Origin of the sequence: Nocardioides antri (assembly GCF_008373765.1) — a bacterium.
Classification (GTDB): Bacteria; Actinomycetota; Actinomycetes; order Propionibacteriales; family Nocardioidaceae; genus Nocardioides; species Nocardioides antri.
The window spans coordinates 151,399-168,862 of sequence record NZ_VUJW01000009.1 but is presented as its reverse complement, the minus strand read 5'-3'; the positions used below and the strand labels follow the sequence as shown (position 1 = coordinate 168,862).

The 17,464-nt window shown below is 70.9% G+C and carries 18 protein-coding genes; 16 read left to right on the top strand and 2 right to left on the bottom strand.

The annotated features are described in order from the left end of the window. Positions 1-13: 13 nt before the first annotated feature. Entirely contained in the window at positions 14-1,270 is a 1,257-nt protein-coding gene (locus F0U47_RS15370) for an ammonium transporter (protein WP_149751355.1), read from the top strand. 74 nt (positions 1,271-1,344) lie between these two features. On the opposite strand, the gene F0U47_RS15365 is transcribed toward F0U47_RS15370, so the two are convergent. Then, positions 1,345-2,568 carry a Fic family protein gene (locus tag F0U47_RS15365; protein WP_149751354.1) on the bottom strand — a complete coding sequence of 408 codons (1,224 nt, stop codon included), beginning with the start codon at positions 2,566-2,568 and terminating at the stop codon, positions 1,345-1,347. A 198-nt stretch (positions 2,569-2,766) separates the two neighbouring features. Here F0U47_RS15365 and rplS point away from each other — a divergent pair, with 198 nt between their 5' ends. The 10 genes from rplS to F0U47_RS15315 all read left to right on the top strand — a co-directional run bounded on the left by rplS (position 2,767) and on the right by F0U47_RS15315 (position 11,792). Beyond that, complete coding sequence (rplS, locus tag F0U47_RS15360; RefSeq protein ID WP_149751353.1) at positions 2,767-3,129, top strand: 50S ribosomal protein L19; 363 nt, start codon at positions 2,767-2,769, stop codon at positions 3,127-3,129. Positions 3,130-3,155: 26 nt separating this feature from the next. After that, positions 3,156-4,001 carry a signal peptidase I gene (gene lepB / locus F0U47_RS15355; RefSeq protein WP_246159650.1) on the top strand — a complete coding sequence of 282 codons (846 nt, stop codon included), beginning with the start codon at positions 3,156-3,158 and terminating at the stop codon, positions 3,999-4,001. A gap of 11 nt (positions 4,002-4,012) precedes the next feature. After that, positions 4,013-4,693, top strand: coding sequence for a ribonuclease HII (locus F0U47_RS15350; RefSeq protein ID WP_149751352.1), 681 nt, complete (start codon positions 4,013-4,015; stop codon positions 4,691-4,693). Beyond that, the gene (locus F0U47_RS15345) at positions 4,690-4,998 is read left to right on the top strand and encodes a DUF2469 domain-containing protein (protein WP_149751351.1); all 309 of its coding nucleotides are present in this window, start codon (positions 4,690-4,692) and stop codon (positions 4,996-4,998) included. The genes F0U47_RS15350 and F0U47_RS15345 overlap by 4 nt, the downstream gene beginning before the upstream one ends. 189 nt (positions 4,999-5,187) lie before the next feature. Further along, positions 5,188-6,918 (top strand): pilus assembly protein TadG-related protein, encoded by a 1,731-nt coding sequence (locus F0U47_RS15340; RefSeq protein WP_149751350.1) that lies wholly within the window; start codon positions 5,188-5,190, stop codon positions 6,916-6,918. Between the two features lie 159 nt (positions 6,919-7,077). Next, entirely contained in the window at positions 7,078-7,536 is a 459-nt protein-coding gene (locus F0U47_RS15335) for a TadE/TadG family type IV pilus assembly protein (RefSeq protein WP_188111381.1), read from the top strand. A gap of 146 nt (positions 7,537-7,682) precedes the next feature. Next, positions 7,683-8,057, top strand: coding sequence for a YraN family protein (locus F0U47_RS15330; protein WP_149751348.1), 375 nt, complete (start codon positions 7,683-7,685; stop codon positions 8,055-8,057). Beyond that, the gene (locus F0U47_RS15325; RefSeq protein WP_149751347.1) at positions 8,057-9,658 is read left to right on the top strand and encodes a YifB family Mg chelatase-like AAA ATPase; all 1,602 of its coding nucleotides are present in this window, start codon (positions 8,057-8,059) and stop codon (positions 9,656-9,658) included. The genes F0U47_RS15330 and F0U47_RS15325 overlap by 1 nt, the downstream gene beginning before the upstream one ends. After that, complete coding sequence (locus F0U47_RS15320; protein WP_149751346.1) at positions 9,655-10,845, top strand: DNA-processing protein DprA; 1,191 nt, start codon at positions 9,655-9,657, stop codon at positions 10,843-10,845. Before F0U47_RS15325 ends, F0U47_RS15320 begins: the two co-directional genes overlap by 4 nt. Next, positions 10,842-11,792, top strand: coding sequence for a tyrosine recombinase XerC (locus F0U47_RS15315; protein WP_246159649.1), 951 nt, complete (start codon positions 10,842-10,844; stop codon positions 11,790-11,792). Before F0U47_RS15320 ends, F0U47_RS15315 begins: the two co-directional genes overlap by 4 nt. Positions 11,793-11,794: 2 nt before the next feature. On the opposite strand, the gene F0U47_RS15310 is transcribed toward F0U47_RS15315, so the two are convergent. Then, positions 11,795-12,373, bottom strand: coding sequence for a murein hydrolase activator EnvC family protein (locus tag F0U47_RS15310; protein WP_149751344.1), 579 nt, complete (start codon positions 12,371-12,373; stop codon positions 11,795-11,797). Positions 12,374-12,699: 326 nt separating this feature from the next. Here F0U47_RS15310 and rpsB point away from each other — a divergent pair, with 326 nt between their 5' ends. From rpsB to F0U47_RS15285, 5 genes are all read left to right on the top strand, one after another. Next, the gene (gene rpsB, locus F0U47_RS15305) at positions 12,700-13,674 is read left to right on the top strand and encodes a 30S ribosomal protein S2 (RefSeq protein ID WP_188111380.1); all 975 of its coding nucleotides are present in this window, start codon (positions 12,700-12,702) and stop codon (positions 13,672-13,674) included. A gap of 50 nt (positions 13,675-13,724) precedes the next feature. Further along, positions 13,725-14,534, top strand: a complete 810-nt coding sequence (tsf, locus tag F0U47_RS15300; protein WP_149751342.1) for a translation elongation factor Ts — start codon at positions 13,725-13,727, stop codon at positions 14,532-14,534. 154 nt (positions 14,535-14,688) lie between these two features. Beyond that, entirely contained in the window at positions 14,689-15,885 is a 1,197-nt protein-coding gene (locus tag F0U47_RS15295; RefSeq protein ID WP_149751341.1) for an SPFH domain-containing protein, read from the top strand. A 1-nt stretch (position 15,886) separates the two neighbouring features. Beyond that, positions 15,887-17,143 (top strand): TFIIB-type zinc ribbon-containing protein, encoded by a 1,257-nt coding sequence (locus F0U47_RS15290; RefSeq protein ID WP_149751340.1) that lies wholly within the window; start codon positions 15,887-15,889, stop codon positions 17,141-17,143. Then, entirely contained in the window at positions 17,140-17,445 is a 306-nt protein-coding gene (locus F0U47_RS15285; RefSeq protein ID WP_149751339.1) for a hypothetical protein, read from the top strand. The genes F0U47_RS15290 and F0U47_RS15285 overlap by 4 nt, the downstream gene beginning before the upstream one ends. Positions 17,446-17,464: the final 19 nt, after the last annotated feature.

Below are 17,464 nucleotides of genomic sequence, written 5' to 3'. Positions count from 1 at the left end.
GAGTTTGTTTTCCATGGACCTTGCAGTTCTGTGGTTGCTGATCACAGCAGCCCTCGTCCTCTTCATGACGCCGGGCCTGGCGTTCTTCTACGGCGGCCTGGTCAAGTCGAAGAGCGTGATCTCGATGATGATGCTCAGCTTCGGCAGCATCGGCGTCGTCGGTGTGCTGTGGATTCTCTACGGCTTCAACCAGGCGTACGTCGACGGCTCCGACGCCGACTGGATCCCGCGGGTCCTCGGTAACCCGTTCTCCGACTTCGGCCTGCAGGACGCCGCCAACGCCGCGTTCGCCGGCGACGACGGCTCCGGGCTCGTCATGGCTAGCGCGATCTTCGGCTCGACGTTCGCGATCATCACCGTCGCCCTGATCTCGGGCTCGATCGCCGACCGTGCCCGCTTCTGGCCCTGGATGCTGTTCGCCGGCCTCTTCGCGACCCTCGTGTACTTCCCGGTGGCGTCGTGGGTGTTCGCGTTCGACGCGAGCGGTGACTTCACCGGCTGGGTGAACAAGCTCGACGAGCAGTTCGGCTTCTCGACCGGCACGATCGACTTCGCCGGCGGCACCGCGGTCCACATCAACGCCGGCGCGGCCGCGCTCGCGCTCGCGCTGGTGCTCGGCAGGCGGAAGGTCGGCTTCTCCAAGGAGGAGGCGCAGCCCCACAACGTCCCGCTGGTGCTGATCGGTGCCGCGATCCTGTGGTTCGGCTGGTTCGGCTTCAACGGCGGCGCGGCCATCGCCGACGGCCAGGTCGGCCTGATCTTCGTCAACACCATGGTGTGCCCCGCGGCCGCGCTGGTCGGCTGGATCGTCGTCGAGCACTTCAAGGAGGGGAAGCCGACCGCGGTCGGCGCCGCCTCCGGCATCGTGGCCGGTCTGGTCGCGATCACCCCGTCGTGCGCCAACCTGACGCCGATCTGGGCGATCGTGCTCGGCCTCATCGCCGGTTCGGTCTGCGCCTACGCGATCGAGCTCAAGTACAAGATCGGCGTCGACGACACGCTCGACGTCGTCGGCATCCACCTGGTCGCGGGTGTCATCGGCACGCTCTACCTGGGCTTCTTCGCCATCGACACCGGCCTGTTCACCGGCGGCAACTTCGAGCAGCTCGTGGTCCAGGCGATCCCCGCCTTCTCGATCATGGCCTACTCGTTCATCGTGGCCTTCATCCTCGGCACGGTCATCGAGAAGACGATCGGCTTCCGCGCCAAGGAGGAGGACGAGATCGCCGGCATCGACCTCGTGCTCCACGGCGAGGGCTACGCGATCTGACGTCGCCCGAGCGGATCATCCGCAGGCCCGTCCCGGTTCCGACCGGGGCGGGCCTGTGGCCGTTCTCGCGGGCGCTACGCCTCGCGCAGCCGCCGGCTCGAGGCCTGGATCCGTGAGCTGAGGTCCGCCACCTCGTCGAGCACCGACGTCGCGAGCCACACGGGCGCGCGCCGGGAGCCCCGCGCTCTCGTCAGCACCTTCGCGTCGACGAGGGCGGCGATCGCCTCGCTCGCGGCGGCCTCGGGGACGTCGATCCGCCCCGTGACGAGGGCGACGTTGACGATCGGCTCCTCGGTGAGCAGGTCGAGGAGGCGGTGCAGCGGCGTCCCCGGCCGGGAGCCCCCGACCGCGTCGTGCCACTCCCTCCGGAGATCGCGCAGGTGCGTCGCCGTACGCCACGACTCCCCGGTCGCCACGCTGGTGGCCGACGCCAGCATGGCGACCAGGGGCCCTGCGGACCCTTCGCGGTAGTGGTTGAGGGCGTCGAAGTAGCCCTCCCGGTGGGCGACCAGGGCGGACGCGATCGGCACCGTGAGGTGCCGGGTGGCACGGCGGCGTCGCAGCACGGCGTGGATCAGCGCACGGCCGAGCCGGCCGTTGCCGTCGATGAACGGGTGGATCGACTCGAACTGGGCATGCACGATCGCGGCCTGCACGAGGATCGGCACGTCGTCGCGGTTGGCGTAGGCGAAGAGGTCGTCGAGGTAGTCGGGCACGGTCTCGGGGGGAGGCGGCACGTGCAGCGCGCCGAGGGGGGAGTAGTCGCTCCCGCCGACCCAGTTCTGCGTGGTGCGGAACGTGCCGGCCCGGTGTGCCTCGTCGGGATTGCGCCGGAACAGCTCGTGATGGGCCTTGAGGAGCGCCTCGGCGCGGATCTTCCGGGTCGTCTCGGCGTCGCGGATCATGCGCGTCAGCGCTCCGGTCGCCGAGGCCATCGAGATCGCGGACGCGTTGGCCCCGGCGCCGAGGAGGGCACGCCCGTAGTCGGCCAGGCTGGCGTCGACGTTCTCGATCTTCGAGGAGTCGACGGCCTCGGTGCGGAGCTGGAGGTGGTTGAGGGCCTTCAGGGTCCTGCCGTGCACGAGGTCGAGGTGGCCGAGGTCGCCGGCGCTGGCGGTCGTCATCGCGGCGAGCGGTCGCTCCATCGCGAAGTCGCGCTCGCGGATGAACGGCGGCAGCGCCACCGTGACCTCGCGCAGCTGCCGGTCGGACCGCGGCCCCCGGGCGACCCGCTGCCGGTAGGGTCGCGACTCGAAGGTGTGGGGCGCCCAGTCACGAGCCGGGCCGGCGTCGGTCACGACGGCATTCTCCCCGACGCCGGGACGGGGCTCTGGAGGCGCCGGTGGCGATTACCGACCGTCCCGGCTCCTGTGCGATGATCGTCCGTCGGCGCCACGGACGCTTCTGCCACAGGGGAACCGTCGGACGTGCTGCGCCACCTGTTGGATCACGACCCACTATCCGCGGTTGACCTGTGGCACTCGCGAGGAGCCATCATGAGCAACGTTTCCCCGTCCATCGTCGCCGAGCTCGGCAAGGCCGCGAAGCGCGACGACATCCCCGCCTTCCGCGCCGGTGACACCGTCAAGGTCCACGTCAAGGTCGTCGAGGGCAACCGGTCCCGGGTCCAGATCTTCCAGGGTGTCGTGATCCGCATCCACGGCAGCGGCGTCGGCCGCACGTTCACCGTTCGCAAGGTGTCCTTCGGCGTCGGTGTCGAGCGGACCTTCCCGCTCCACTCGCCCATCTTCGAGCAGATCGAGGTCGTCACCCGCGGTGACGTCCGCCGCGCGAAGCTCTACTACCTGCGCAACCTGCGCGGCAAGGCCGCCAAGATCAAGGAGCGCCGCGAGGCCTGATCAGGCACTGGCTAGAGTCAGTACCTGTGACGACCGACGCCGGCGAGCCCGACGCCATCGAGGAGGCGCCCGAGGCCCCAGCGGCCTCGGACGGCTCTTCCGAGGAGTCCAGCGACCGGTCCAGCGACGAGGGCGATGGAGCGGCTGCACCGGTGAAGAAGGGCGAGCGCAAGCACCTCCCGGTGTGGCAGGAGAGCATCTTGCTGCTCGGCATCGCACTGGTGCTCGCCGTCGTCATCAAGACGTTCTTCGTCCAGGCGTTCTACATCCCGTCCGAGTCGATGGAGCCGGGCCTGATCCGCAACGACCGGATCCTGGTGCAGAAGGTCTCCTACTGGTTCGGGGGAGACCCGTCCCGCGGCGACGTCGTCGTCTTCGAGGATCCCGGCAGCTGGCTGACCGGCGAGGAGCCGGCGCCGACCGGCCTCGCCAACGTGCTGTCCAAGATCGGGCTCTACCCGACCGGCGGGCACCTCGTGAAGCGCGTCGTCGGCATCGAGGGCGACGTCATCGAGTGCTGCGACGACCAGGGGCGGATCCTCGTCAACGGCGAGCCGGTCGACGAGTCGCCCTACATCGCGAAGAACCACGGCAAGTGCGCTGCCGTCTTCGAGGGCAGCTGCGACTGGTCGGTCGGTCCGATCCCCGACGGCATGCTCTTCGTCCTCGGCGACAACCGCTCGCAGTCGGCCGACTCGCGCGCCCACATGTGCGGCCCCGACGTGGAGACCTGCGCCAAGAGCCCGTGGATCGACACCGACCTCGTGGTCGGGAAGGTCTTCTCACTGGTCTGGCCGCGCGACCGGTGGGACTGGATCAGCAATCCCGGCGTGTTCGACGGCGTGCCTGACGACCCGCCGGCCGGGGACTAGTCTCGAAGGCGATGTCCACGCTTCCCCGAGGATCGACGGTACGACGGGACGCCGGCCTCTACGGCTACGAGCGCGCCCTGCGCCGCCACGGCATCGAGCCGATCGCCGGCGTCGACGAGGCCGGGCGAGGGGCCTGCGCCGGCCCGCTGGTCGCCGGCGCGGCGATCCTCCCGGCCGGCAAGGCCGGGATCGTGCCGGGCCTCGCGGACTCCAAGCTGCTGACGGCGAAGGCCCGGGAGCGGTGCTACGACCAGGTGGTCCGGCGCGCGCTGGCCTGGTCCGTCGTCGTCATCTCGCACGAGGAGTGCGACCGGCTCGGGATGCACGTCGCGAACGTCGAGGCGCTGCGGCGCGCGGTCGCCAAGCTCGACCTCGCGCCGTCGTACGTCCTCACCGACGGGTTCCCGGTGGACGGCCTCGGCGCCCCGGGCCTCGCTGTCTGGAAGGGCGACCGCGTAGCCGCGTGCGTCGCGGCGGCCTCGGTGATCGCGAAGGTCACCCGGGACCGGCTGATGGACGACCTCGACGAGGAGTGGCCGGCGTACGACTTCCGCACGCACAAGGGCTACATCACACCGACCCACACCGCCGCTCTCGACGAGCACGGGCCGTCGCCTATCCATCGGATGCGGTTCGTCAACGTGCGTCGCGCCGCCGGTCTCGAGGACCCGGCGGTAGGGTCGGCATCGTGAGTGCCGAGGAGCTCGAGAAGTACGAGACCGAGCAGGAGCTGCGGCTCTACCGCGAGTACCGCGACGTCGTGAAGATCTTCAAGTACGTCGTCGAGACCGATCGCCGCTTCTACCTCTGCAACTCCGTGGACGTGAAGGCGCGCACCGAGGCCGGTGAGGTGTTCTTCGAGGTGACGATCAGCGACGCCTGGGTGTGGGACATGTACCGCCCGGCCCGGTTCGCCAAGAACGTGAAGGTGCTGACCTTCAAGGACGTCAACGTCGAGGAGCTCGCCACCTCGGACATCGAGCCTCCCAAGGACTGACTAGTTCGGACTAGTCCTTCCGGGCCGGTCGGTCCGGACAGTCGTACGGAATCCCTTTCTAAGGGATCGATCGGACGCCGAGGCGCCCTAGGGTCGACTCGTCCCCCCGTTCGGGCATGGGCGGACGAGGCTAGGGAGGGCCGACAATTGCGCTGTGTGCCGGGCGATCGGGGTCGCCTCCGTCTGAGGATGGAGGAGAGCCGACGGATGCTGCGCGCCCGCCGCGAGGACGAGCGCGGAGCCGTGACGATCTTCTCGGCGTTCATCCTGGTGGTCCTGCTGGGCGTCGGTGCGCTCGTCGTCGACATCGGCATGGAGCGCGTCGCCCGCGCGGACATGCAGGCGCTGGCGGACGTCGTCTCTCTCGACCTTGCCCGGGAGCTCGACGGCCGAACTGTCGCGGAGCTGACGCCGCTCATGCCCGGCCTAGCTCTCGCTTCGGAGCAGCGCAACCAGGACGTCATCGGTTACGCGGCCCACTTGCCTGACCTCGACGTCGAGCTCGGCACGCTCGTCGACGGCGACTTCCAACCGATGGCATCCGGCGTACCCAGAGCGGTCCGGGTGGAGGCGTCCACCACCGTCGACTTCGCCTTCGCAGGTATCACCGGCGTCGCGACCGGGACCACGAGCCGGCAGGCCGTTGCCGAGGCTCAGTCCGCGGCGTGCTTCCAGGTCGGGTCGTACGCAGCGTCGATCACGCCCGGTGCGGCGCCCTTCTTCCAGGACATCCTCGGACCGATCATCGGCAGCACCACGGTCCGGATGGTCGGCTACCAGGGCCTGGCCAGCGCTCACGTGTCGTTGCTCGACATCGTCAGCGCGCCGGCCATCGGCGTCGGGACGGTGGACGAGCTGCTGGCGATGCCCTCCATCAGCGTGGGGACCTTCTTCCGGGCCATGGCCTTCGCGCTGCGGAGCGACGGCCGGATCGCGGAAGCCGCCGTCCTCGACTCCGCGGCGGCGGCGGCGATCCCGGCGACGATCAACCTGCGCGACCTGTTCGGTCTCACGACTGCGTCCGACGCGGCCCTGGGCGTCCAGTTCAACGCGCTCGACCTGCTGGTCGGTGCCGCGTTCCTCGCCAACGGCACCAACTTCATCGCTCTGCCCAACCTGCAGGCCGGGGTCCCGTCCGTCGGCGTCACCAGCACCCAGTTCAGCCTCATCGAGCGTCCTCGCCGCGCGTGCGACGGCGACGAGGCCAAGACCGCGCAGGCCAGGCTCATCGCGGACGCCAAGCTGCAGCTCAACATCCCGCTGGTCAAGACGCCCGTCATCGACCTCAAGCTGGTCGGCGCCGACGGGAAGCCCAACAGCGAGGCGCCCCTGCGGATCGAGGTCGAGATCGCCGGCGCCCGCGGCCGGCTGGTCGAGGTGAGCTGCGATCCGGACCGGTTCGTCGCCGACATTTGGCGCGACCTGATCCGGCTGACGCTCACCGGCAGCCTGAAGCTCAAGGGCACCGTGGACGTCAACGTCCCCCCGTTCGGGCTGCTGACCGTCCCTGTCGCCTTCGACGTGGCCATCCTGGCCGACGGCTCGAGCGGAGCGGTCGGCCCGACCCGGGTCGACGTCACGTACCCCCCGCAGGTGTACGGCGACGCGGTCCCGGCCCCGTCCGGCCAGATCCAGATGAACCCGGTCACCGTGAGCCCGGTCGCCGGTACGCTGCGAACGGGTCCGCTGAGCGTGCTCGGGGTCCCTGTCGCGACGAGCGTCCTCGACGCCGCCGTGAACCCCGTGCTCCCCACGATCATGGGACTTGTCCGCAGCGAGCTGCACTTGATCGACCCGCTCGTCGCGAAGATCAACGACATCGTCGGGCCGCTGGTGACGGGGATGGGCATCACCCTGGCCGGGGCCGACTTCTTCGGTCTGCCCACGCCTTTATGTACCGAGCCCGCCCTCCGCGGTTGAGCGGGGGAGGACCAGACCGTGGACGGACGTAGTCCCGACAGACTAGGTGGCCCGGGACGAACGGTTGGATCGTCCGGGAAAGGGTCCCGGCGCGACGGCACGACGCTAGTGTCCGGCTTGGGTGAGGTCGAGGGAGTACAGGGGAGAGAAGTGGTGACGGTGAAGCCTCGAGTGCTGCGGTGGCGGTCCGACGGACGTCGCGACGCGGATCGCGACGACCGCGGAGCAGCGGCGATCGAGTTCGCACTGATCGTCCCGATCCTGCTCCTGCTCGTCTTCGCGATGATCAGCTTCGGCATGATGCTCTCCTTCCGGCAGACGCTCAGCCAGGCAGCCGCGGAAGGTGCACGTGCTGCCGCCGTCGAAAGAGATCCCGCGGCCCGGTCGACCGAGGCGTTGGACGCCGTGAACGATGCGATGGCAGCGGTCGACAAGGAATGCGGATCCGGTGGCCTCGTCTGCAACGTCGGTGCGGCGACGACGTGCGGGAGCGGTCAGTGCATCACGGTCACCGTGACCTATGCCTACCGGGAGAACCCGACGGTGGCGACGGCACCCTTCGCCGATCAGCTTCTTCCCGAACAGCTCGAGTACGCCGCGACGGTGCGCGTCAGCTGACCACGCGCGGCCGGACGAAAAGGCCGCGATCCTGTCGTTCGCCGGTGGACCCCTAACCGTCCCCAGCCCCGCGCGGGCGGCCGCCTTTCCACAGGGACTGCCCGCGGTGCGCTGGTTCGTCCGTCCTCCCGGCCACGCTGGCGGGCATGACAGAGACGACGACGGCGGCGGCGCGGCAGGCACTGGGGGCGTACGGCGAGGCGGTGGCGGCGCGGCACCTGGTCGGGCAGGGGATGGTCCTGCTCGAGCGCAACTGGCGCTGCGACGAGGGCGAGATCGACCTCGTGCTGCGCGACGGCTCGACGCTCGTGGTGTGCGAGGTGAAGACCCGGACGAGCCTGCAGGCAGGCACGCCCCACGAGGCGATCACCGACGCCAAGCTCGGGCGGCTCCAGCGGCTGGCGGAGCGGTGGGCGACCGACCGCGGGGTCCGGCCCGACGACACCCGGGTGGACCTGGTCGCCGTCCTGCGGCCGCGACGCGGGCCCGCGGTCGTCGACCACGTGCGGGGACTCGTCTGATGCCGTTCGCGACGACGCACACGGTTGCTCTCAACGGTGCGCTCGGACACCTGATCGACGTGCAGGCCGACGTCTCGCCCGGTCAGGTGTCGGTGACCATGGTCGGGCGCGGGGACGCCGCGCTCCGGGAGGGCCAGGACCGGATCCGGATGGCCATCATCAACAGCGACCTGCGGTGGCCGGCGACGAAGCGGATCACACTGCTGCTCTCGCCGGCCGACCTCCCGAAGTCCGGCACCCACTTCGACCTGGCCCTCGCCGTCGCGGTGGTCTCCGCCGACGGCGGCCTGCCCGACGGAGCGCTGCGGAACGCCGCGTTCATCGGCGAGCTCACGCTGTCCGGCGGCCTGCGCCCGGCCGTCGGGGTCCTGCCGATGGTGCTCGCCGCCGCGGAGCGCGGCATCGACCGCGTCTACGTGCCCGAGCCGCAGCAGGACGAGGCGCGGATGGTCCCGGGGGTCGACGTCTTCGGCGTCCGCTCGCTCGCGCAGGTCGTCGCGCTGCTGCGGCACGAGGAGCTCCCCAGCGCCCCGCCGGTCGCGGCGTCGTCCGGCACCCCGCTGCTGAGCTGGCGCGGGGAGGAGCGGCTCGACGAGCTGGACCTCGCGGACCTCCACGGTCTCACCGACGCGAAGTACGCGCTCGAGGTGGCGGCCGCCGGCGGCCACCCGCTGCTGCTGTCGGGCCCGAAGGGATCGGGCAAGACCAGCATCGCCGAGCGACTGCCCACGATCCTGCCCGACCTCACGCCGGAGGAGTCGCTCGAGCTGACGGCCATCCACTCGCTGGCCGGCGTCCTGGATCCCGCCGACGGCATGATCGTGCGACCGCCGTTCGCCGCGCCCCACCATGACGCGAGCAAGGCCAGCATCGTGGGCGGAGGCAACGGCCAGGTGCGCCCGGGCGAGATCAGCCGCGCGCACTGCGGCGTGCTCTTCATGGACGAGTTCCCGTTGTTCCGGTCCGACGTCATCGACGCCCTGCGCCAGCCGCTGGAGAGCGGCGACATCACCATCGCTCGGCGCGACGAGTCGGTCCGGTTGCCGGCCCGGGGCCTGCTCGTCCTCGCCGCGAACCCCTGTCCCTGTGGCAACTACTCGTCGGTCCCGCGAGCCAACCAGTGCACCTGCGCCGACCCGGTGCGCCGCGCCTACCAGGCCAAGGTCTCGGGGCCGATCGCCGACCGGATCGACATCACCCGCCACGTGCGGCCCGCGCTCGGCGGGCAGGTCGACCGGTTCCGGCCGCCCGAGTCGTCCAGCGTCGTCCGCGAGCGCGTGGCGGCCGCGCGGCAGCGGCAGCGGGAGCGGTTCGCGGGCTGCAGCTGGCGCCTCAACAGCCAGGTGCCGAGCCCGCGCCTCAAGGACGCGTGGCCGATCACCGGCGACGGCGGCCGGATGATCGACGAGGCGACCTACCGTGGTCGGCTGGGCGCGCGGGGAGCGGTGCGGGTCGCCCGGCTCGCGTGGACCGTCGCCGACCTCGAATCGGTCCGGTCGGGGCGTGACATCCGGCCGGGACCGGCCCACGTCGACACCGCCCTTCGGCTGCGCGCGGGCGAACCCCTGGACCTGCGGGTGGCGGAGGAGCGGGCCGGATGAGCGCGACCGAAGAGCGCCGGGCGCGGATGGTGCTGAGCCTGATCAGCGAGCCGGGCGATCCACGCTTCACCGACCTGGCCCACGAGCTCGGCGGCGCCCGCCTGCTGGAGGCGATCCGCACCGACCCGGAGCGCCACCAGCTGCTCCTGGCGGCGTCGGCGCGGCTGGAGGAGCTGGACCTCGATGCCGAGCTCGCCAGGGCGGAGCGCTGCGGCGCCCGCTTCGTCGTACCCGGCGACGACGAGTGGCCGCGGCAGCTCGACGACCTCCACGGCGCGGCTCCGCTCAACGAGCGCGGCGGGGTGCCGATCGGGCTGTGGGTGCGCGGCCCGCTCCGCCTCGACGCACTCGCCCGGTCGGTCGCGATCGTCGGCGCCCGGTCCGCCACGACGTACGGCGCCGAAGTCGCTTCCGACATCGCGGCCGAGGTGGGTCTCGCCGGCATCCCGGTGGTCTCCGGTGCCGCCTTCGGGATCGACTACGCCGCCCATCGCGGGGCGCTCGGCGCCGGTGCGCCCACCGTGGCGGTCCTCGCCTGCGGTCCCGACCGGGCCTATCCGGTCGCCCACCGGCCGCTGCTCGACCACCTCGCCCAGGAGCACGCGATCGTGTCTGACGCGCCGCCCGGGGCCGCGCCCACCCGGATCAGGTTCCTCTCGCGCAACCGGCTCATCGCCGCGCTGACCCGCGGCACCGTGGTGGTCGAGGCGGCGGTCCGCAGCGGCTCGCTCACCACGATGAACTGGGCCGAGCGACTGAGCCGGGTCACGATGGGAGTCCCCGGACCGGTGGGCAGCGCCGCGTCGGCCGGTGTGCACCAGGCCCTCCGCGGCGGTGCCGCGCTCGTGACCTCCGGCGCTGACGTGTTGGAGCTGATCGGGTCTTCGGGCGAGCACCTCAAGGCCGATCAGCGCGCTCCGGCGAGACCCCGCGACCGGCTCTCGGTCCACGACCGCCAGGTCCTCGACGCCGTCCCGGTGCTCTCCGGGGCTCCCGTCGAGTCGATCGCGAGGGTGGCCGGTCTCAGCGTGCTCACCGTGCAACCGGCGCTCGCGCGGCTGCGACGTTCCGGCCTCGTCGACCGGGCTCCACGCGGATGGCACCTGACCGACGCGGCGCGCGGGGACGTCGACGACGGCTCGACGTCCCACGTCCAGCGGCAGGAGGTTCCTACGATCGACAGGTGACCGCGAGCCGAACCACCCCGCCGGACAGCGACGACCTGCCCGAGTCGCTGTCGCGGGTGCTGGGGGACTACGAGCGACATCTGGCGTCGGAGCGCAACCTGGCTCCGCACACAGTGACGGCGTACCTGGGCGACATCGCCGGTCTGCTCGAGCACGCCCACCGGCTCGGCTTCTCCGACGTGTCGGAGCTGGATCTCCGGACGCTGCGGAGCTGGCTCGCGAAGCAGCAGTCGATGGGACGGTCGCGTACGACGCTCGCCCGCCGCGCGACGGCAGCCCGGGTCTTCACCGCCTGGCTGGCGCGCACGGGCCGCGCCCCGGTCGACGCCGGGTCGGCGCTCGGCTCCCCGAAGCCGCACCAGACCCTGCCGAGCGTGCTGCGGGTCGAAGAGGCACGCGAGCTGATCGTGGCCGCGACCGCTCTGGCCGACGACGGCAGCCCGGTGGGGCTGCGCGACGTCGCGATGCTCGAGCTTCTCTACGCGACGGGCATGCGGGTCGGGGAGCTGTGCGGCCTCGACGTCGACGACATCGACCGGGACCGCAACGTCGTCCGGGTGTTCGGCAAGGGCCGCAAGGAGCGGACCGTCCCGTTCGGCCAACCGGCCGCTGCCGCGGTCGACGCCTGGCTGGCGCACGGGCGCGGGCAGCTGGCCCGTCCCGGCTCCGGCCCAGCGCTCTTCCTCGGCGCCCGCGGGGGCCGCATCGACCAGCGCGCCGTGCGCACGCTCGTGCACCGGCGGATCGCCGAGGTCCCCGGCGCACCCGACCTGGGCCCGCACGGGCTCCGCCACACGGCGGCCACCCATCTGCTCGAGGGGGGAGCCGACCTCCGCTCGGTCCAGGAGCTGCTCGGCCACGCGTCGCTCGCCACGACCCAGCGCTACACCCACGTCACGACCGAGCGGCTCCGCCGGGCGTACCAGCAGGCGCACCCGCGGGCGTGACGTCAGCCCACCGCCGCGAGCGGCCGCCAATCGTCGTAGGGCAGGGACCTGCGGGCCGGTGACCGTGCCACCGGCAGGTCACGCCAGAGGGGGAGCAGCCGGACCGGTCCGGCCCCGACCAGGCGGAGCGGGTCGAGGTAGGTCTCACCGCGCAGCCAGCCCCAGTGCAGGCAGGTCCGCGGCGCGCAGTGGGAGGCGAACGGCTGCAGCGTGCCGATGACCGCCCCGGCGGCGACGGGGTCGCCGACTGACACGCGTGCGGTCACCGGCTCGTAGGTCGTGCGGGTGTCGCCGTGGCTCACCACCACCACGCCGCGACCCGCCAGCGGTCCGGCGTAGGTGACCGTCCCGGCCAGCGCCGACCGCACGGCCTGCCCCGGACGGCCGAGCAGGTCGACTCCGCGGTGCCCCGGACCGTACGGCGACGTCGGCGGGTCGAACCGCGCGACGACCTCCGGCTCCGGGCGGAGCGGCCACACCCCGACGGGGTCGTCCTCGCCTGCGCTCGGCGAGGCCGGCAGGAGCAGCACGAGCAGCACTGCCGGCAGCAGCGCACGGAGCAGGTCGACCAGTGATCGCATGGTCCGACCCTGGCCTGCCCCACCCACCGCGCCGGTGTCGTACGACTCCGGGCTGGGGACGGCTGCCCCGGCGCTCGTCCCTGTGGACGGCTCCTGGTCCGCGATTGGTCGGCGCGCCGACCTGGCGGGTACCCTGGGCCCACCGGTTCTTGGACCGTCCGTCAGGGCTGCCCGGGTGCCGGAATACGCACGTCAGCAGACCACGACGGCGCTCACTCCGAACGCCGACCGCCCGTGGGTGACGGCTCTCAGTCCCGAGCATTCGGGTCGGGCCGCACGCAGGCGTCAGGACCGAACTGAAAAACAACCCAACAGGAGACACCATCATGGCTGTCGTCACCATGCGCCAGCTCCTCGAGAGCGGCGTCCACTTCGGGCACCAGACCCGGCGCTGGAACCCGAAGATGAAGCGCTTCATCATGACGGAGCGCAACGGCATCTACATCATCGACCTGCAGCAGTCGCTGGCCTACATCGACCGCAGCTACGCCTTCGTCAAGGAGACCGTGGCCAAGGGCGGGACGATCATGTTCGTCGGCACCAAGAAGCAGGCGCAGGAGGCGATCGCCGAGCAGGCGACCCGCGTCGGCATGCCCTACGTCAACCAGCGCTGGCTGGGCGGCATGCTCACCAACTTCCAGACCGTGCACCAGCGGATCAACCGCCTCAAGGAGCTCGACGACATCGACTTCGACGACGTCGCCGGCAGCAGCCGCACCAAGAAGGAGCTGCTGCAGATGCGTCGCGAGCGCGACAAGCTCAACAAGTCGCTCGGCGGCATCCGCGAGATGACCCGCACCCCCTCGGCGGTGTGGATCGTCGACACCAACAAGGAGCACCTGGCGGTCGAGGAGGCGCGCAAGCTGCGCATCCCGATCATCGCGATCCTCGACTCCAACTGCGACCCCGACGACGTCGACTTCCCGATCCCGGGCAACGACGACGCCATCCGCGCGGTCGGCCTGCTGACCCGCGTGGTCGCCGACGCCGTCGCGGAGGGCCTCATCGCCCGCTCCGGCGCCAAGGGTGACGGGGAGACTCCCGCTGCCGAGGAGCCGCTGGCCGAGTGGGAGCGCGAGCTGCTCGGTGGCGAGGCCGCTGAGGTCGCCGTCGAGGCCACCGGTGGTGACGCGACGACCGACGAGCCCGCCTCCGAGGCGACCGGTGCGTCCACCGAGACCGCCGAGGCCGACGAGGCCCAGGCCAAGGTCGACGAGTCCGCGGCGACGGCCGACGGTACGACGGCTGCTGCCGAGACGACCGACGCCGCCGCCGAGACCGAGGCGCCCGCCGAGGCCTGAGCCCGGCGCACTTCCCGACTCACCCACCACGTAGATCCGAGGGAGGATCCATGGCATTCACCGCTGCCGACGTCAAGAAGCTCCGCGAGCTGACCCAGGCCGGGATGATGGACTGCAAGAAGGCGCTCGACGAGACCGACGGCGACTTCGACAAGGCGGTCGAGCTGCTCCGCGTGAAGGGCGCCGCGAAGGCTGCCAAGCGCGGTGCCGAGCGCGAGGCGTCGGCCGGGCTCGTCGCGGCCGCGGGCGGGGCACTCATCGAGCTCAAGTCCGAGACCGACTTCGTCGCCAAGAACGACGAGTTCGTCGCGACGGCCCAGAAGATCGCGGAGGCGGTCGACGCCGGCAAGGCGACCGACACCGAGGCCGCGAAGGCGCTGCCGCTGGGCGACAGCACCGTCGGCCAGGTCGTCGAGAACCTCGCGATCACCATCGGCGAGAAGATCGAGCTGGGCCAGGTCGCCTACTTCGACGGCCAGACCACGGTCTACCTGCACAAGCGGGCGGCCGACCTGCCGCCGGCGGTCGGCGTGCTCGTCGAGTACGACGGCGACGAGGCCGCTGCCCGGGGTGCCGCGATGCAGGTCGCCGCGCTCAAGGCGCAGTACCTCACCCGTGACGAGGTCCCTGCCGACGTCGTCGCGGCCGAGAAGGACGTGCTCACCAAGAAGACGCTCGAGGAGGGCAAGCCCGAGGCCGCGGTCACCAAGATCGTCGAGGGCCGCCTGGGCGGGTTCTTCAAGGAGGTCGTCCTGCTCGAGCAGGAGTCGGTGACGGAGTCGAAGAAGTCGGTCAAGGACGTCCTCGACGCCGCCGGCACGACCGTCAAGCGGTTCGCCCGGTTCGAGGTCGGCGCCTGACGCCGCCCCCAGCACCCGACGAAGGCCGGTCCCACTGACGTGGGGCCGGCCTTCGCCGTTTTCGGTTCGGCGCGTTCGTCGGTCGGATAGTTTTTGGTGACATGCGCCCCTTCCCCCCTGCGGGCGCGCCCCGTCAGGTGAAGGAGACAAGCCAGTGGGACTCATCCAGGCTGCGATCGGATCGATCGGTGGCACGCTCGCGGACCAGTGGGTCGACTTCTTCGGGGTCCCTGACGGGATCGCCCCGACAGCGGCGCTGTTCCCGGCTGTGCGCAAGGGCGAGAACGCCGGCCGCGGCAGCAACGACCGCGCGTCGAGCGCCGTCATCACCAACGGCTCCAAGTTCGTCGTGCCCGAGGGCTACGGCCTGGTGCTCCTCGAGGACGGCGCCTTCACCGGCTTCGCCGCCGAGCCGGGTGCCTACGAGTGGAAGTCCGACGAGCCGGCCTCGCAATCGGTGTTCACCGGCGGCGGGCTCGTCGACTCCGTCATCAAGCAGAGCTGGGAGCGGTTCAAGTTCGGCGGCCGCCCCTCCGCCCAGCAGAACGCCCTCTTCGTAGCGCTCAAGGAGCTCCCCAACAACAAGTTCGGGACGCAGTCGGAGATCTACTGGGACGACGCGTTCCTGAACACCCAGGTCGGCGCGATCACCCGCGGCACCTACACCCTCAAGATCACCGACCCGCTGACCTTCATCCGCAACTTCGTGCCCGCCGGCATCATCAGCGGCGGTGGCGTCTTCGACTTCACCGACATCGACAACCCTGCGGGCGAGCAGCTGTTCAACGAGGTGATCGGCTCGCTGGCGCCGGCGTTCTCGATGTACACCAACGACCCCGCGAAGGGGAACCGGATCGCGCGCCTCCAGCAGGACTCGATCGGCTTCGCCCAGTCGCTGTCCGCGGCGGTCGAGCAGAACTACCAGTGGAAGACGGCCCGCGGCCTGGAGATCGTCAAGACAGCGATCATCTCGATCGAGTACGACGCCAACACCCGCGAGCTGCTCAAGAACGTCCAGCGCGCCGACGCACTGTCGGGTGCCCGCGGCAACTCGAACCTGCAGGCGTCCGTCGCGGCCGGCTTCGAGGCGGCCGGGGAGAACGCCGGCCCGGGAGGCCTGATCGGCATGGGCATGGCTGCCGGCGGCGCCGGCCTCGGTGGCCTCCAGCAGCCTGCCCCGGCGGCTCCTGCCGCCCCCGCGCCCGCTGCGCCGGCTGCGCCCGCTGCTGCGCCGGCTGAGGCCGCCGACGACCCGGTGGCGGTGCTCAAGCGTGCCAAGGAGATGCTCGACGCCGGTCTGATCACGCAGGCTGACTACGACGCGGCAAAGGCGAAGGCGCTCGGGCTCTGACATGGCGCAGGATCCCGTCGACCCCCAGCAGCCCACCTTCGACGGCCCACCGCTGTCGCTGGAGGAGGAGCTCGCCGCGGCCAAGGCCGGGCCCGAGCCCAAGCCGTCCATCGAGACCGTCAACGAGTCGCTCAAGGACGGGCTCAACCGCTGCCCGAAGTGCGGCTCGACCGACGTGCGGCTCCGCGGGTCCACCGGCATGCTCGTCTGCCTGTTCTGCCGCAACGAGTGGCAGGAGGCGCGGGTCGAGGAGGAGTTCGGCCTCGGCGAGGGCATCGACGAGCTCGAGGGCACGGTCATCGCCAGCGGTGCTGAGGACATCCAGGCCGACGTCGCCGACATGCTCACCTTCAAGTGCGAGTCGTGTGGGGCCGAGGTGGTCGTCGACACGGCGCACGCGCTCAACGCACGCTGCCACTGGTGCCGGCACACGCTCAACGTCAACCAGCAGATCCCCAACGGGGCGGTGCCCGACGCGGTGCTGCCCTTCAAGCTGACCAAGGACGAGGCGGTCGAGAAGATCCGCGAGTTCGCCTCCAAGCGGCGGCTCTTCGCCCACGCCCGGTTCAAGAAGGAGTTCGTGCCGGAGAACGTGCTCGGCGTCTACCTCCCCTACCTGGTCATCGATGCCCGGGCCGAGTCGCAGTACTGGGGCAAGGGCGAGGTCCAGACCCGGCGGTGGACGGAGAAGAGCGGCGACAGCACGGTCACCTACTACGCCGCCGACGTCTACCAGGTCGCCCGCCAGGTGAGCTTCACCGTCGACGACCTCACCATCGAGGGTTCCTCCGAGCGGGCCGACTTCGGTCCTCAGAACACCAACAACATCATCAACACGATCCTGCCGTTCGACACGAAGAACGCCGTGAAGTGGAACTCCAGCTACCTCGTCGGCTTCACCAGTGAGAAACGCGATGTCAACGTCGACGCCGTGAAGCCCGTCCTGGAGGACCAGCTGCTCTCGATCGGAAGGTCGCAGGTGCACGAGTCGCTGGACAGGTTCGACCGCGGCGTGCGCTGGGAGCAGGAGAAGATCGACGTCGGCGGGTCCCGCTGGCTGTCGATGTACCTGCCGGTCTGGCTGTACTCCTACCAGCAGGAGAGCAACAAGCTCCTCCACTACATCGCGGTCAACGCCCGCACGGGCGAGACGATGGGCAGCATCCCGGTCTCGCAGCCCAAGCTGCTCCTCGCGGCCTTCACCGTCGGCACCTTCCTCGAAGGCATCGCCGGCACGATCCTGGTGGCATCGGCATGACGATCGAGATCCTCGGCGCCGTGGCACACCTCGTGCCCGCCGTACTGCCGCTCGCGAGCGACGACGGCGTGTTGTGGCTGCTGGCCGCCGGCCCGGCGGGTGGCGCGGCCACCTACTGGCTCATCTACCGCTACTACCGCAACACCGACAAGTCCCACGCCTACGAGCGGGACACGATCATCCACGCCCAGCCGGTGCAGGGGGGCGAGGAGAAGGTCGACCACATCTCGAAGACGCGCGACTCCGACATCGACGGGGACAACAGCAAGCACCACCGCAAACGGGTGCAGCGGATCCCTTGAGCGCCGCGCAAGACCGCCC